Annotated in this window: 15 protein-coding genes; 7 read left to right on the top strand and 8 right to left on the bottom strand. The window is 61.4% G+C overall.

What is annotated here, in order from left to right; translation table 11 throughout:
• Positions 1-11 precede the first annotated feature (11 nt).
• The 4 genes from OQ248_RS24860 to OQ248_RS24845 form a co-directional block, all read right to left on the bottom strand.
• Positions 12-1,202, bottom strand: coding sequence for an acetyl-CoA C-acyltransferase (locus OQ248_RS24860; protein ID WP_265814389.1), 1,191 nt, complete (start codon positions 1,200-1,202; stop codon positions 12-14).
• Between the two features lie 12 nt (positions 1,203-1,214).
• Positions 1,215-1,976 (bottom strand): SDR family NAD(P)-dependent oxidoreductase, encoded by a 762-nt coding sequence (locus OQ248_RS24855; protein ID WP_265814388.1) that lies wholly within the window; start codon positions 1,974-1,976, stop codon positions 1,215-1,217.
• Between the two features lie 16 nt (positions 1,977-1,992).
• Positions 1,993-3,657 carry an AMP-binding protein gene (locus OQ248_RS24850; protein ID WP_265814387.1) on the bottom strand — a complete coding sequence of 555 codons (1,665 nt, stop codon included), beginning with the start codon at positions 3,655-3,657 and terminating at the stop codon, positions 1,993-1,995.
• Positions 3,658-3,798: 141 nt separating this feature from the next.
• Positions 3,799-4,815 carry an AraC family transcriptional regulator gene (locus OQ248_RS24845; RefSeq protein WP_265814386.1) on the bottom strand — a complete coding sequence of 339 codons (1,017 nt, stop codon included), beginning with the start codon at positions 4,813-4,815 and terminating at the stop codon, positions 3,799-3,801.
• Between the two features lie 219 nt (positions 4,816-5,034).
• Here OQ248_RS24845 and efeU point away from each other — a divergent pair, with 219 nt between their 5' ends.
• The 4 genes from efeU to efeO (OQ248_RS24825) are packed head-to-tail and all read left to right on the top strand — an operon-like array spanning position 5,035 to position 9,253.
• Complete coding sequence (efeU, locus tag OQ248_RS24840; RefSeq protein ID WP_265814385.1) at positions 5,035-5,883, top strand: iron uptake transporter permease EfeU; 849 nt, start codon at positions 5,035-5,037, stop codon at positions 5,881-5,883.
• Positions 5,884-5,891: 8 nt separating this feature from the next.
• Positions 5,892-7,091 (top strand): iron uptake system protein EfeO, encoded by a 1,200-nt coding sequence (gene efeO, locus OQ248_RS24835; RefSeq protein WP_265814384.1) that lies wholly within the window; start codon positions 5,892-5,894, stop codon positions 7,089-7,091.
• 17 nt (positions 7,092-7,108) lie between these two features.
• Positions 7,109-8,407, top strand: coding sequence for an iron uptake transporter deferrochelatase/peroxidase subunit (gene efeB, locus OQ248_RS24830; RefSeq protein ID WP_265814383.1), 1,299 nt, complete (start codon positions 7,109-7,111; stop codon positions 8,405-8,407).
• A gap of 21 nt (positions 8,408-8,428) precedes the next feature.
• Positions 8,429-9,253, top strand: a complete 825-nt coding sequence (gene efeO, locus OQ248_RS24825) for an iron uptake system protein EfeO (RefSeq protein WP_085709988.1) — start codon at positions 8,429-8,431, stop codon at positions 9,251-9,253.
• A 62-nt stretch (positions 9,254-9,315) separates the two neighbouring features.
• On the opposite strand, the gene pssA is transcribed toward efeO (OQ248_RS24825), so the two are convergent.
• Positions 9,316-10,659, bottom strand: a complete 1,344-nt coding sequence (gene pssA / locus OQ248_RS24820; RefSeq protein ID WP_265814382.1) for a CDP-diacylglycerol--serine O-phosphatidyltransferase — start codon at positions 10,657-10,659, stop codon at positions 9,316-9,318.
• 216 nt (positions 10,660-10,875) lie between these two features.
• Between pssA and OQ248_RS24815 the strand changes: the two genes are divergently transcribed.
• Both OQ248_RS24815 and OQ248_RS24810 read left to right on the top strand, forming a co-directional pair.
• Positions 10,876-11,442 (top strand): TetR/AcrR family transcriptional regulator, encoded by a 567-nt coding sequence (locus tag OQ248_RS24815; RefSeq protein ID WP_265814381.1) that lies wholly within the window; start codon positions 10,876-10,878, stop codon positions 11,440-11,442.
• A 52-nt stretch (positions 11,443-11,494) separates the two neighbouring features.
• Positions 11,495-11,974, top strand: coding sequence for a nuclear transport factor 2 family protein (locus OQ248_RS24810; RefSeq protein WP_265814380.1), 480 nt, complete (start codon positions 11,495-11,497; stop codon positions 11,972-11,974).
• Positions 11,975-12,013: 39 nt separating this feature from the next.
• Here OQ248_RS24810 and sfnG read toward each other — a convergent pair whose 3' ends face one another.
• A complete protein-coding gene (gene sfnG, locus OQ248_RS24805) occupies positions 12,014-13,108 on the bottom strand; it encodes a dimethylsulfone monooxygenase SfnG (RefSeq protein ID WP_265814379.1) in 1,095 nt (364 codons plus the stop codon).
• Between the two features lie 256 nt (positions 13,109-13,364).
• Between sfnG and OQ248_RS24800 the strand changes: the two genes are divergently transcribed.
• Positions 13,365-14,144, top strand: a complete 780-nt coding sequence (locus OQ248_RS24800) for a TSUP family transporter (RefSeq protein ID WP_085709993.1) — start codon at positions 13,365-13,367, stop codon at positions 14,142-14,144.
• On the opposite strand, the gene nudC is transcribed toward OQ248_RS24800, so the two are convergent.
• Together nudC and OQ248_RS24790 are read right to left on the bottom strand one after the other, a co-directional pair.
• Positions 14,112-14,942, bottom strand: coding sequence for an NAD(+) diphosphatase (gene nudC, locus OQ248_RS24795; RefSeq protein WP_265814378.1), 831 nt, complete (start codon positions 14,940-14,942; stop codon positions 14,112-14,114). The two genes, OQ248_RS24800 and nudC, sit on opposite strands and share 33 nt — an antisense overlap.
• A gap of 6 nt (positions 14,943-14,948) precedes the next feature.
• A complete protein-coding gene (locus tag OQ248_RS24790; protein WP_265814377.1) occupies positions 14,949-15,761 on the bottom strand; it encodes a crotonase/enoyl-CoA hydratase family protein in 813 nt (270 codons plus the stop codon).
• Positions 15,762-15,794: the final 33 nt, after the last annotated feature.

The raw sequence follows: 15,794 nt of genomic DNA, 5'->3' as shown, positions 1-15,794 counted from the left end.
TTAACTCGGGTTCAGACGCACTCGACCGCCATCGCCGTGGCTTCGCCGCCGCCGATGCAGATCGCCGCGACGCCGCGTTTCAGGCCTTTCTGGCGCAGGGCCGAGAGCAAGGTCACCAGAATCCGCGCACCGGAGGCACCGATCGGATGGCCCAGGGCGCAGGCGCCGCCGTGGATGTTGAGTTTGTCGTGAGGGATTTCCAGGTGGGTCATCGCCGCCATGCCGACCACGGCAAAGGCTTCATTGACCTCGAACAGATCGACCTGATCCAGCGACCAGCCGGTTTTCTTCATCAGCTTCTTGATCGCGCCAATCGGTGCCACCGGAAACAGGCCCGGGGTGTCGGCAAACGCGGCGTGACCGTGGATCACCGCCAGCGGTTTCAGCCCCTGTTTCTGCGCTTGCGACTGACGCATCAGCACCAGTGCGGCGGCGCCGTCGGAGATCGAGCTGGAGTTGGCTGCGGTCACGGTGCCGCCCTCGCGGAATGCCGGTTTCAGCGAAGCGATCTTGTCCAGTTTGGCTTTTGGCGGCTGCTCGTCGTTGCTGATCACCACTTGTTCCTTGCCGATGGTCACGGTCAGCGGAACGATTTCGTCCTTGAAGCTGCCGTCCTTGATCGCCTGCTGGGCACGGGTAGTCGAGGCGATGGCGAAAGCGTCCTGAGCCTCGCGGCTGAAGTCGTTGGTTTCAGCGCAGTCTTCGGCGAAGGTGCCCATCAGGCGACCTTTGTCGTAGGCGTCTTCGAGGCCGTCGAGGAACATCGAATCCAGCACCCGGCCGTGGCCCATGCGGTAACCGGCGCGGGCGCGGTCCAGCAGGTACGGCGCGTTGGACATGCTTTCCATGCCGCCGGCGATCACTACGTCGGCGCTGCCGGCCAGCAGCATGTCGTGGGCCAGAATCGTAGTTTCCATACCCGAGCCGCACATCTTGTTGACGGTGGTGCAGCGGGTGGATTTATCCAGCCCGGCGCCCAGTGCAGCCTGACGCGCAGGCGCCTGGCCGAGACCGGCCGGCAGTACGCAGCCGAACAGCACTTCATCGACTGCATCGGCGGAAACACCGGCGCGTTCAACGGCAGCCTTGATCGCCGCCGCGCCGAGTTGCGGCGCGGTCAGGCTTTTCAGTTCGCCCTGAAAACCGCCCATCGGGGTGCGGACGGCGCTGACGATGACAATCGGATCGTTGGAGATGGTCATGGGAAATCCTCCTTACTTGGCGGCCATGCGCAAGGCGCCGTCGAGACGGATCACCTCGCCGTTGAGCATGCTGTTTTCAATGATATGCCGCACCAGCGCAGCGTACTCGGCAGGTTTGCCCAGACGCGGCGGAAACGGTACGCCGGCGGCCAGCGACTCGCGCACTTCCGGGGTCATGCCGGCCATCATCGGGGTTTCGAAAATACCCGGGGCGATGGTCATCACGCGGATGCCGAAGCGCGCCAGTTCGCGGGCGGCAGGCAGGGTCAGGCTGGCGATGGCACCTTTGGACGCGGAGTATGCGGCCTGGCCAATCTGGCCGTCGAACGCAGCGACCGATGCAGTGTTGATGATCACGCCGCGTTCGCCGTCGGCGTTGGCTTCGCTTTCGGCAATCGCCGCCGCTGCCAGACGCAGCATGTTGAAGCTGCCGATCAGGTTGACGTTGATCACCTGGGCGAAGCTGGCCAGCGCGTGCGGGCCGTTCTTGCCGAGGATCTTCTCGCCGCGAACGATGCCGGCGCAGTTCACCAGACCATTCAGGCTACCGAAAGCTTTTACCGTCGCCTGCACGGCGGCTTCGGCGGCGGCTTCGTTGCTGATGTCGGCGACCACGCTCTGCGCACCAAGGCGCTGGGCCTGGGCGGCAACGGCGTCGGCATTCATGTCCACCAGCATCACTTTGGCGCCGGCGTTCACCAGCAACTCAGCGGTGGCGGCTCCCAGGCCGGATGCGCCGCCGGTGACGATAAAAACCTTGTTCTCGATCTGCATGACTGTTTCCTTGGATTCAAGCTGAAACGTTGTGCGCCGCGGCCTCTTGAGCCTTGGCGATTTCTTGGTTGCGCAAGATAAAGCGCTGCAATTTGCCGCTCGGGGTTTTCGGCAACTCGCTGACAAATTCGATTTCACGGGGGTACGAATGCGCGGCCAGACGCTTGCGCACGTGTTGCCGAAGTTCTTCGGCCAGCGCAGGTTCCGCGCGATATTGCGGGTTGAGCACGACGAAGGCTTTGACCAGTTCGGTACGCTCGGGATCGGGCTTGCCGACCACGGCGGCTTCGACCACCGCCGGGTGCTCGATCAGGGCGCTTTCCACGTCGAACGGGCCGACCCGGTAGCCGGAAGTGGTGATCACGTCATCACTGCGGCCGACGAAGCTGATGCTGCCGTCCGGGTTCCATTCCACGGTGTCGCCGCTCAGGTAGTAATCGCCGACGAAGGCCTTGGTCGGCGCGCCTTCGTAACCGGCGAACCAGCACATCGGCGACTGTGTGCGGTCGATGGCGAGGATGCCGGGCTGGCCGACGCCAAGTTCGTTGTATTGGTCGTCGAGCACCACGATGCGATGGCCCGGCGAAGCAAACCCGGCGGCGCCGAGGTGGATCGGATGTTCGAGGCCGTGGTGGTTGCACAGCACCATGCCCAGTTCGGTCTGGCCGTAGTGATCGTGAATGACCACGCCGAGATTGTCGGCGAACCAGCGGATCACTTCCGGGTTCAACGGTTCGCCGGCGCTGCTGACGATGCGCAGTTTGCCCTTGATCGATTTGGCGAACTCGTCACCGCCGGCAATCAGCAGGCGATAGGCCGTGGGCGAACCGGTGAGATTGGTGATCCCGTATTTGTTGATCACCCGGCAGGTGCTTTCGAGGGTGAACGGGCCATCGTAGAAAGTGATCGGATGGCCCATCGACAACGGGCCAGTCACGCCGAAATAAATGCCATAGGCCCAGCCCGGATCGGCAACGTTCCAGAACGCATCTTCCGGGCGCAGATCCACGGCATCGCGGGTGTAGCTCTGGAACGCGACGACAGCCTTGAGCGGCACCGACAGCGCCTTCGACGGGCCGGTGGTGCCCGAGGTGAACATCAGCAGGAACGGGTCTTCGCCGGTCAGCATGACCGGTTCGCAGACACTGGAATGGTTGGGCAACTCGGCCCAGAAACTGAAATCGCCACGAACGATACCCTGGCCTTTCGGGCCGCCGACGGTGACCAGCGTCGGGCAATCGGCGACTTCGCTGAGTTTCGGCCGGTTGACGGCGTCGGTTACCACGACTTTGGCGCCGGAGCTGCTCAGGCGATGTTCGAGGGCTTTCGGGCCGAATGCGGTGAACAGCGGTTGATACACCGCGCCGATGCGCCAGGTGGCGAACACGGTGATGAGCAATTCGATATTGCGCGGCAACAGGCCGGCGACCTTGTCACCCTTCTGCACGCCCTGGGCGAGCAGGAAATTGGCGAAACGCGCGGCTTTGTCCTGCAGATCGCTGAAGGTGTAGGTCGCACTGGCGCCGTCGCGACCTTCCCAGAACAGCGCGATGCGCCCCGGCAAGGCGTGACGGTCACAACATTCGACGCAGGCGTTGAGCGCCTCGAGCGAGCCGCTGAGTGCGGCGTCCACGGTGTGCTGATAATTGAACTGTTCGGTGGCAGACAAGTAATCGCGCATTGCCAGAATCCCTCTGTGTTTTTATTAGGTCGGGGAACCGTAAACATCAGAGGAATACTCGCGCCGCACGCCGGCTGCGGCAATGGCCAAAGCCTTCAAAGTGGATGACTGGTTTGGCCAAGGTTTGCGTCGATTCGAGGATCAGACCGCTTCGTTGAGAATCAGGCTGCGATAGTGCCCCGGATTGGTCCCGGACCACTTTCGAAACGCCTTGTAGAACGAGCTCGCATCGGCAAATCCCAGGCGTGTGGCGATGTCGACAAAACTGATCGAAGGCTCCGCCAGCCAGGTGATCGCCAGTTCCTTGCGCACGCTGTCCTTGAGGCCTTGATAGGTCTGCCCTTCTTCCGCCAGACGCCGGCGCAGGGTCGAGGCCGACATGCACAACTGTTGGGCCAGGGCTTCGGTTTCCGGCCACTGTTCGGCGGGTAATTGCCGCAGATCCTGCTTGATCCGGCTGGCGAGGCTTTCCGGGTCGCGGTACTTCACCAGAATGTTGGCCGGCGCATGGGCCAGAAAGCGTTTCAACTCCTCGGCGCTGCGCTTGATCGGCAGATCCAGCACGTCGGCGGCGAAAATCATCCGCGTGCGCGGCCGGTCGAAGCGCAGGTTTTCCGAGAACATCACCCGATAGTCATCACAGAAATCCGGCGCCGGGCAGCGCAGTTCGATAGCGAGGATCGGAATTCGCCGCCCCGCCAGCCAGCACGCCACGCCATGGACAATCATCCAGTAAGTGAAATAGGTGAAGGCGCGGCGCGGCTCGGGGTCGTCCTCCAGCAAGACGATCTCCGCCAGACTTTGCTGGTGCACCAGTTGTGCCGGCATGTGTTCAAGCATCAGCGACAGGAAATTCAACCCGGTATTCAAGCCGGCAGTCAGATTCGGCTGGGCCATCGCGCTGCGGCAGAGGAATTCCAGGCTGCCGGATTTCAGCTTGCGCGGGTCCATGCCAAAGAACTCGTCATCGCCGCGCCGCGCCAGCAATCGCCATAACCGCGCGTACTGGCTGGCCGGCACGCGGGCATCGTCGGTGGCCAACAGCGCCGGATCGATGCCGACCTTGTTCAAGACTTCTTCCGTGGCCACGCCCGGGGCACAACTTTGCTGCAGTGCTTCACGCACCAGTTGAATGGCGATGGTGTCTTTTTCCGACATGGATCGAGGCGAATCCTGTGGTTGTTCGAGTGGCTGGCATCTTAACGCAGCAGCCCGGACACGGCTCGCTTCATCCGCAATGGCCGTGACGCATTTGAGAATGGTTGATCTTCAAGCCTGTTCAGCTACCGTTCAGGTAAATGTCAATGAGTGACATGTGAGAATGACTTTCATTATGTTACAACTTGTAACCTCATTTCGTTACACAGTGGATGCCGAATGCTCGTTCCCTTTCTGATCATGCTGCGTGAAGGCATTGAAGCCGCGCTGATCGTTGGCATTATCGCCAGCTACCTGCAACAGACCGGCCGTGGCCAATGGATGCCGGCGGTGTGGATCGGCGTGTTTCTCGCCGCTGCGCTGGCCTTGCTGGTGGGCGGTGGCCTGGAGCTGGTCAGTGCCGAATTCCCGCAAAAACAGCAGGAACTGTTCGAAGGTGTGGTCGGCCTCGTCGCCGTGGGTATTCTCAGCTCCATGGTGTTCTGGATGCGCAAGGTGGCGCGTTCGATCAAGCATTCGCTGCAGGCCTCTCTCGATCATGCGCTGACGGCATCGAAGCATCAGGTCATCGCCCTGATCGCCATGGTGTTTTTCGCTGTTGCCCGGGAAGGCCTGGAAACGGTGTTCTTCCTGCTCGCCGTGTTCCAGCAGAGCGAAGGCCCGGGCGCGCCGATTGGCGCCCTGCTCGGCCTGATCCTGGCCATCGTCGTCGGTTTCCTGATTTACAGCGGCAGCATGCGCCTGAATCTCTCGGCGTTCTTCCGCTGGACCGGGCTGTTCATCCTCGTGGTCGCCGCCGGCATCCTCTCCAACTCGGTGCAGGCACTGCATGAAGCCGGCGTCTGGAATCACCTGCAAACCGTGCTCTTCGACTTCAGCGCAACGCTGCCGATGGACGGCCCGTTGGGCTCGGTGCTGGCCGGCATGTTCGGTTATCAGGATGCGCCGACCGTCAGCACCCTCGGCGCGTATCTGATCTATCTGGTGGTGGCGCTGGTGATGTTCTTCTATCCGGCTCCCGCCCCGGCGCCCAAAACCGCCGCCTCGAATTCCGCTTCCAGCCAATAAGGGCCTCCATGTCAAAGCCTAATACTCCCCAGGCATCCCCTCCCCGCGCCTTACGCTGGGCGGTGGCCGGTTCGGTGGTCGTGATGATCGCCGCCGGTGGCCTGTTCTACTACGCCTCGAAAATGGCTGCGGCCAAGCGTCAGCACAACCACGACGAAGTGGTGGTCAACATCCACCCTGGCAATTGCGAGCCGAACGAGCTGAGTGTACCCGCCGGTCGCGCCAGCTTCCGCATCGTCAACCGCTCCGACCGGGCGGTGGAATGGGAAATCCTCGACGGCGTGCTGGTGATCGAAGAGCGCGAGAACATCGCCCCGGGTTTGAGCCAGGTGATCAACGCCAACCTGCAACCCGGCGACTACGCCATCACCTGTGGCCTGCTAAGCAATCCGCGCGGCGTGCTGCATGTAACGCCGACCGCAGCCTCCGATGCCGCCGCCAAGGCCAAGCCGTCGATGGTCGCGTTTGTCGGGCCGCTGTCTGAGTTCCGGGTGTATCTGGCCACTCAGGGCAGTGCGTTGATCAGAACCGTCACGGCGCTCAATCAGGCGATCACCAGCGGTGATCTGGCCCAGGCGCAAGCGGCGTATTTGCCGGCCCGCGCGGCGTATCAACGTCTGGCCCCGGCCGCACAACGCCTGGCCGAGCTGGACAACAGCATCAACGCTCGCGCCGATTACTTCGAGAAACGCGAGCAGGATCCGGCCTTCGTCGGCTTCCATCGCATCGAGTACGCGCTGTTCCAGCAACGCAACCTCGACGGCTTGTCGCCGATTGCCGAGCGCCTGCTGGGCGACGTCACCACGCTGAAACAACAGTTGCTGGCTCAATCGCTGCCGCCGGAGCAACTGGTGGAAATCCTCGTGCGCAACCTCAACACCCTGGCCGACGTGCGCGCCGCCAGCGGCGAAGAGGAACGCTACAGCCACGGCGACCTCAACGGCTTCGCAGCGAATCTGGAAACGGCGCACAAAGTCGTCGAACTGCTGCGCCCCCTGCTGACGAAATCCGCCGCCGACCTGCTGCCGAAAATCGACAGCGCGCTGACTGACTTCGACAACACCCTGAACGGTTTCAAGGTCAAGGACGGCTACGCAAGTTACGACACCGTCAGCGGTGAACAACGCAAACAGATCGCCGACAAGGCCAAGACCCTGGCCGACACTCTCGACGGCATCGATCCCGCCCTCGGCCTCTCCGGCCTGTAAGTAGAAGACGAATACCGATGAACGATTCCGAACACTTCAACCTGCAACGTCGCCGCGTACTGATGGGCATGGGCGCTGCCGGCGTCGCACTGGCCGGTACCGCCCTGAGCTGCCCGGCAATGGCCGCAGCGCCTGCGCAAGTCACTGAAGCGCCGAGCAGCGACAAGACCCAGGATCACCACGATTTTCACGGCGTGCACCAGACCGGCATCGTCACCCCGCGCCCGGCATCCGGCATGCTGGTGTCGTTCGATGTGCTGGCCAGCGACCGTGAAGACCTCGAACGTCTGTTCCGCACCCTCAACGAGCGCATCGCGTTTCTGATGAAGGGCGGCCCGGTGGCGCAGATCGATCCGAAATTGCCGCCGCCGGACTCCGGTATCCTTGGCCCGGTGGTCACCCCGGACAACCTGACCATCACCGTCTCGGTGGGCGAATCGCTGTTCGACGAGCGTTTCGGCCTCGCCGCCGCCAAACCCAAACGTCTGGTGCGCATGGTCGGCTTCCCCAACGATGCGCTGGAAGCCGATTGCTGCCACGGCGACTTGAGCCTGCAGTTCTGCTCCAACACCGCCGACACCAACATCCACGCCCTGCGCGACATCGTGAAAAACCTGCCGGACCTGCTGCTGGTGCGCTGGAAGCAGGAAGGCAGCGTGCCGCCGCAAGCCCCGGCCAAACCCGGCGTACCGGCACAATCGGCGCGTAACTTCCTGGGTTTCCGCGACGGTTCGGCCAACCCTGACTCCAACGACGGCAAAGCCATGGACCGCATCGTCTGGGTACAACCGGGCAGCGACGAACCGGCCTGGGCGGCCCACGGCAGTTATCAGGCGGTGCGGATCATCCGTAACTTCGTCGAACGCTGGGACCGCACGCCGCTGCAGGAGCAGGAAAGCATCATCGGCCGCGTGAAAACCACCGGTGCGCCGATGGGCGCCAGCCATGAGACCGAAGTCCCGGACTACAGCAAGGACCCGGAAGGCAAGCTGACCAAGCTCGACGCGCACATCCGTCTGGCCAACCCGCGCACCGCCGCGAGCCAGGCCAATTTGATCCTGCGCCGGCCGTTCAACTATTCCAATGGCGTGAACAAGAACGGCCAGCTCGACATGGGCCTGCTGTTCATCTGCTACCAGGCCGACCTGGAAAAAGGCTTCATCACCGTACAGACCCGCCTCAACGGCGAACCGCTGGAGGAATACCTCAAGCCGGTCGGCGGCGGTTACTTCTTCACCCTGCCGGGTGTTACGGGCGACAAGGATTTCATCGGTCGCTCGCTGCTCAACGCTACCCAACCAAAAACAACTGCATAGCATTCAACAGGAGCCGCCCCCATGAAAAAGACGCCCATCGCGTTATTGCTGACCCTTGGTCTACTCAACACTCCGCTGTCGGCGTTCGCGGCGACTGCACCGCTGGATCTGGTCGGGCCGGTTTCGGACTACAAGATCTACGTCACCGAGCAACTGGATCAGTTGGGCACCCACACCAAACAATTCACCGATGCGGTGAAAAAGGGTGACCTGGCCACCGCGCAGAAGCTCTACGCACCGACCCGCGTCTACTACGAGTCGATCGAGCCGATTGCCGAGCTGTTCAGTGACCTCGATGCGTCCATCGACTCCCGCGTCGACGACCACGAAAAAGGCGTTAAGGCCGAAGACTTCACCGGTTTCCACCGCCTCGAGTACTCGCTGTTCTCGGAGAAGAGCACCCAGGGCCTGAACGATCTGGCCGACAAGCTGGATAAAGACGTGCAGGACCTGCAGACCCGCGTCGCCGGCCTGACCTTCCCGCCCGAGAAAGTCGTCGGTGGTGCTGCCGCACTGCTGGAAGAAGTCGCCGCCACCAAGATCTCCGGTGAGGAAGACCGCTACAGCCACACCGACCTCTATGACTTCCAGGGCAACATCGACGGCGCAAAGAAAATCGTCGACCTGTTCCGTCCGCAGATCGAGAAGCAGGACAAGGCCTTCGTGGCCAAAGTCGACAAGAACTTCGCCACCGTGGACAAGATCCTGGCCAAGTACAAGACCAAGGATGGTGGCTTCGAGACTTATGACAAAGTGAAAGATAACGACCGCAAGGCGCTGGTGGGCCCGGTTAATACCCTGGCAGAAGACCTGTCGACCTTGCGTGGCAAGCTCGGTCTGAACTGAGTTCCGCGCATAAAAAATCCCCCGGACGCGTTCTGCATTCGGGGGATTTTTGTTTTCCGGTCTTACAGAATCCGGTACAGCAACCGTTCGACCCGCACCCGGCTCACGCGCTTGAGGAACTTGGCCACCCCGGCCGGGTAGTCCGGCAAGGCTTCCAGATCCTGGAAACGCTCGATCCGCGTGGTGTGTTCGAAGATGTTTTCCAGCTCCAGACGGCGCGGCTCCAGCCACTCGCCTTTCGGGTCGTCGATCAGCAGCGCATTTTCCAGATCGAGACGGAAAGCCCGCGGGTTGAGGTTGTTGCCGGTCAGCAGCGTGTAGCGCTGGTCGATCCACATGCCCTTGAGGTGATAGCTGTTGTCGCCCTCACGCCACAGATGCAGGTTCAACTGGCCGCTATCGATGTTGCGCTGATGCCGCTTGGCGAAACGGCGCAGGCTGATCTCGTACAAGTACGGCAACGCGGCAATCACCTTGAACGGCTCGGTCGGCGGAATGTAGAAGTCGTTGGCCGTCTTGTCACCGACCACGATGTCGATCTTCACGCCACGGGCCAGCGCCCGGTTGATCTCGCGGATCACCCCCAACGGCAGGTTGAAGTACGGCGTGCAGATGGTCAGTTGCTTCTGGGCGCTGGCGATCAATTCCAGAATCACCCGGTTCAGCGGGTTGTTCTTGCCCACGCCGAGCAACGGGCTGACCGACAGGCCGGTATGCGCCGTGCTGCCGGCGCTGGTGTCGTACGCCGCATATTTGAGACGACTGCGCAGATCGCCGATGTCATTGCGCAGGCTGCGGGTGGTCGGCAAGTGCGGCAGGTCGAGGCGATGCACCGCTTTCGATTCGATCAGGCCGTGCTTGACCAGGTGGTGCATCGAGTCCGCCAGTTCACGGCTCTGCAACACGTGATAACGGTCGAAGCGGTACTTGTCGAACTTGTGCAGATAAACGTTGTTCAGGCTTGCACCGCTGTAGACCACGCAATCGTCGATCACGAAGCCTTTCAGGTGCAGCACGCCGAACAGCTCGCGGGTCTGCACCGGCACGCCGTAGACCGGCACCACGCTCTGGTGGGTACGGGTCATTTCCTGATACCAGACGGCGTTGCCCGGCTGCTTGCCGGCACCGATCAAGCCACGCTGGGCGCGCAGCCAATCGACGACCACAACGATCTCAAGCTCCGGGCGCTTGAGCTTGGCGGCGTGCAAGGCATCGAGGATTTCCTGACCGGCTTCGTCGTTTTGCAGATAGAGCGCGACGAGGTAGATGCGCTGGGTCGCCTGGGCGATTTTCTCCAGCAGGCAACGACGGAACTCGGCGGCGCCGGACAGAATGGTCACGGCCTCGGCGGTCAGCGGAAAGCTGCGCAACTTGGGCAGCAGAGAGCGTTTGAAAAGCAACGGCATAGGGCTCGCAATGGGTCGAATCCGAAGAACCCGAGAGCTTACACCATCAACTCCTTCGGGTCTTGTGAGTGTCTGTAATGACTTCATCTCCAGCCGCCGGGTTCCCTCGGCTGAAATGCATTTCTCTGTGGGAGCCAGCCTGCTGGCGATCGCTATTTTCCAGGTGAAAGAAATATCCGCTTGACCAAGGAGAACGATCGTTCTACTGTTCGCCACATGAACGAAAACACAAGCAACGACACGACCCGAGACATCATTCTGGATGTCACCGAAAAGTTGATCTACAAAAGTGGCATCGCTGCCACCGGCATGGATCTCCTGGTGAAAACCGCCGGCGTTTCCAGAAAGAGTATCTACCGCTACTTCGCCAACAAGGAGGAGCTGACCGTCGCCGCCCTGCAACGCCGCGACGTGCGCTGGATGCACTGGTACAGAAGCGCCGTCGATCAGGCCGAAACCCCGGCCGATCGCCTGCTCAACCTGTTTACCGTGCTCAAGGGCTGGTTCGCCTCGGAAGGCTTTCGGGGCTGCGCCTTCATCAATACCAGCGGCGAGACCGGCGATCCGCAGGATCCGGTGCGCCTGGTCGCCAAAGACCACAAACAGAAGCTGCTCGACTACGTGTGCGAGCTGTGTACCGAACATGGTGCCGAGGACCCGCAATTGCTGGCCAGACAATTGCTGATCCTGATTGACGGTGCCATTACCGTAGCGCTTGTGATGGGTGATCACAGTGCCGCCGATAATGCGCAATGCATGGCGCGAAAGTTATTGGACCTGTAAAGCCTCAATAAGCGACAAGTTGTTAAATCGTTAATTTGATCGGGAGACAAACATGTCTACTGCAGCCGAAGTGCGTCCGCCATTGCCACCCTTCAACCGTGAATCGGCCATTGAAAAAGTTCGTCTGGCCGAGGATGGCTGGAACTCCCGCGACCCTCAGCGGGTTTCGCTGGCCTATACCCTGGACACCAAATGGCGCAACCGCGCCGAATTCGCCAACAACCGCGAGGAAGCCAAGGCCTTCCTGACCCGCAAATGGGCCAAGGAACTGGATTACCGCCTGATCAAGGAACTCTGGGCTTACTCCGACACCCGCATCGCCGTGCGCTACGCCTACGAATGGCGCGACGACTCGGGTAACTGGTTCCGCTCCTACGGCAACGAGAACTGGGAGTTCGACGAGCATGGCCTGATGTTCCAGCGCTATGCCTGCATCAACGACATGCCGATCAAGGAAAGCGAACGCAAGTTCCACTGGCCACTGGGCCGGCGCCCGGATGATCATCCGGGGTTGTCCGAACTCGGTCTGTAATTCAGCCGATCCCTCCTGCACAAAATGCAGGAGGGATTCTCAGGCAACTTCGGCAGTCGGGACCGATTGCGCTTTGGCTTCCAGCTCCCGCACCAACGGCAACACTCGCTTGCCGAAATACTCCACCTCTTCCTGAAAGTGCAGGAACCCCGCCAATACCAGGTCCACACCCACCGCTTTCAACGCGACGATGCGCTCGGCAATCTGCTGCGGCGTGCCGATCAGATTGGTCTTGAAGCCATCGTTGTACTGCACCAGATCTTCAAACGTCGATTTCGCCCAGTTGCCCTCGCCCTCCGGCGATGCCCTGCCCGCCTGTTTCGCCGCATCACCGAAGGCATTCACCGCTTCCGGGTCAGCCTGATCGATGATCTGCGCCAACACCGCTTTGGCTTCCTCCTCGGTATCACGGGCAATGACAAACGCATTCACCCCGACCTTCACCGAATGATTGTTTGCTGCAGCCTTGGCGCGAATGTCGTCGACCTGCGCCTTGATCCCCTCGACGCTGTTGCCGTTGGTGAAATACCAGTCCGACACCCGTGCCGCCATGTCCCGCGCGGCACGCGAGCTGCCGCCCTGAAAGATTTCCGGCCGGCCCAGCGGTTTCGGCTTGAGGCTGTAGTTGTCGAAGCGATAGAAATCGCCACGGAAGGTGAAGTTGTCCTGACTCCAGATCCCTCGCAATGAACGGATGAACTCTTCCGAGCGACGATAGCGCTCGTCATGTTCCAGCCAATGCTCGCCGATGGCCTGGAACTCGCCCTTGAACCAGCCGCTGACGATGTTCACTGCAATCCGGCCATTGGTGAGTTGATCGATGGTTGCCAGTTGCTTGGCCGCCAGCGCCGGTTGCCACGGGCCGGGCAGAATGGCCGCGATGACTTTGAGTTTGCTGGTGGCGGCGAGCAGCGCGTGGCTGAAGGCAACCGACTCATGCTGGAACTCGGCACCGTAGCCGGCGGTGAAGCGGATCTGGGTCAGGGCGTATTCAAAACCCGCCGCCTCGGCCAGTTGTGCCAGTTTGCGGTTGTAATCAATGCCCCAGTCGGTGCGTTGTTCGATCTTGCTGACCACCAGCCCACCGCTGACGTTCGGCACCCAGTAGGCAAATTTCACGGCTTGCTGACTCATTGGCGTGTCCTCGGGACAGTTGATGACGGTGAGAGAGCCAGAGCAGCAAGCGTGCCAGCCTCGACAGCCCGGTTTTATTGGGGCTTGAGGTGATCGGGATGCATGGCGTGAGGGTGATTTGTTGTGTGCGTGTTGGCTGGGCAACAGTTGAGCAGTCGGTGGCCGGGCCTTATGGGTCGCCGCAACACCTGGAAATGAGTAACATGACGACCCTCCCCGCAGCCCAGCTCTGCAACCTGCCGAATAAGCCGATTCCATGCCTTTCGAACTCAGCGTTGACCTCACTACCCTGGCCGTTCTGGCCCTTGTCGCTTTCATTGCCGGATTCATCGACGCCATCGCCGGCGGTGGCGGTCTGTTGACCACGCCTGCGCTGCTCACCGCCGGTCTGCCGCCGCATCTGGTGCTGGGCACCAACAAACTGAGTTCGACCTTCGGCTCGGCCACCGCCAGTTTCACCTTCTACCGGCGCAAGCTGTTCCACCCACGGCAGTGGATGCACGCGATCATCGGCACGCTGGTCGGCGCACTGACCGGCGCCATCGTCGCCCACTATCTGCCGGCGGAATGGCTGAACAAAATGCTGCCGGTGATCGTCTTCGCCTGCGGTCTGTACCTGTTGTTTGGCGGCACGCCTAAGGCGCCGCTGGACAGCGATGCACCGATCAAGAAGAAGTGGCAATCGACCCAGGGCTTCAGCCTCGGCTTTTACGACGGCGTGGCCGGCCCCGGCACTGGCGCGTTCTGGACAGTCAGCAGCCTGCTGCTGTACCCGATCGATCTGGTCAAGGCCAGCGGCGTGGCGCGCAGCATGAACTTCGTCAGCAACATTGCGGCGCTGTCGGTGTTCGTGTTTTCCGGGCAGGTGGACTGGATCATCGGCCTGAGCATGGGCCTGTCGGTGATGGTCGGCGCGTTCTTCGGGGCGCGCACCGCGATCAGCGGCGGCGCTAAGTTCATTCGTCCGGTGTTCATCACCGTGGTGCTGGGGTTGACCGTGCGTCTAGCCTGGCAGCACTGGTTCAGCGTGGCCTAAACGCCGCGCCACGTAGACGTCGATCAGGTAACGTGCAATCGATTTGGACGCCGGCAACGGCGGCAGATCGTGCACGTTGAACCACTGGGCGTCTTCGATCTCGTCTTCCTGACAGACAATCTCGCCGCCGGCGTATTCGGCATGGAAACCCAGCATCATCGAGTGCGGGAACGGCCAGCACTGGCTGCCCATGTACTGGATGTTCTTCACTTCGATACTGACTTCTTCGCGCACTTCGCGAATCAGACAGTCTTCAGCCGACTCACCCGGTTCGGCAAACCCGGCCAGCGTGCTGTAGACCCCGGTGACGAAACGCGGCGAACGCGCCAGCAGCACTTCATCGCCCCGGGTCACCAGCACGATCATGCTCGGCGAAATACGCGGATAACTGCGCAGATCGCACGGTTGGCAATACATCGCCCGCTCCCGTGGCACTTGAGTCATGGCCTGACCGCAGTTGCCGCAGAAACGGTGTTCACGGGCCCACGTCCCGATCTGCGCCGCGTAACCCAACACTTTGTAGATCGTGTGATCGCCGTCGAGCATGAACGCCCGCAAGCCTTTCCAGTTACAACCCGGCACCTCGCTGGTGCTGCGTAGTTCAAGCAGGTACACCGGCTCGCCATCGAGGTGGCCGATGCCATGCTCGGCAAGGATCGACAAGTCCTGGCGCTTGAGCCATTCCCGGGGGAACAGCGCGCCATTGTCATCGAACAGAAAGCCCTCGGGGCTGCGCGCGACGGCCCAGCCGCCCGGTTGATCGGTGTCCAGTACTGCGGTGGTCCAGCGAGGTGTCATGGTTTCTCAATCCAGAAATTCGGGTTTCTGTTTGCTCATGTGGGCGGCCATGGCCACGCGCAAGTCGGTGGATTGCAACATGGCGGCGTTCCAGGTGGCAACGTACTCCAGACCATCGTCGATACGGTGGTCGCGCATGTAGCTGATCATTTCCTTGGTGCCGGTGACCGCGATCGGTGACTTGCCGGCGATGTCCCGGGCAATGTCCATCACGCCTTCGATCAGGCTGTCCTTGTCGCTGTAGACGCGATTGACCAGTCCGATGCTGCGGGCCTCTTCGGCGCCAAAGGTACGACCGGTGTAAGCCAGCTCACGCAGCATGCCGTCACCGATGATCCGTGGCAACCGTTGCAAAGTGCCAACGTCGGCTGCCATGCCGATATCGATTTCTTTAATGGAGAATTGCGCATCCTCGGCAGCGTAACGCATGTCGCAGGCTGCGATCAGGTCGATGGCACCGCCCAGGCAATAACCCTGAATTGCGGCGAGCACCGGCTTGCGGCAATTGTCGACGGCATTGAACGAGGCTTGCAGGGTCAGGATCTTCTTGCGTAGCAGGCGCGCGTTGCGTCCGACGTCCTTGCCCAGTTCATTGGCCACGCCGGCCAGCATCATCAGGTCGATGCCCGAGGAAAAGTGTTTGCCGGCACCGCTGAGCACCACCACCCGCACTTCGTCGGTGTCGTCGATCCACTGGAACACCTCGGCGATTTCGCTCCAGAACGCAGCGTTCATCGAGTTGATCTTTTCCGGCCGGTTGATCTGCACATGGGCGATGTTGTCGGCCAGTTCGACGCTGAAGGCGGTGTATTGAGTCATGGCAGAAATCCTTTACCGGTCTGAAAATGAGGC

The organism is Pseudomonas sp. COW5 (assembly GCF_026240005.1).
GTDB lineage: Bacteria > Pseudomonadota > Gammaproteobacteria > Pseudomonadales > Pseudomonadaceae > Aquipseudomonas > Aquipseudomonas kribbensis.
Note: the sequence above shows the minus strand (reverse complement) of the source record. Positions and strands in the feature narration are given on the sequence as shown.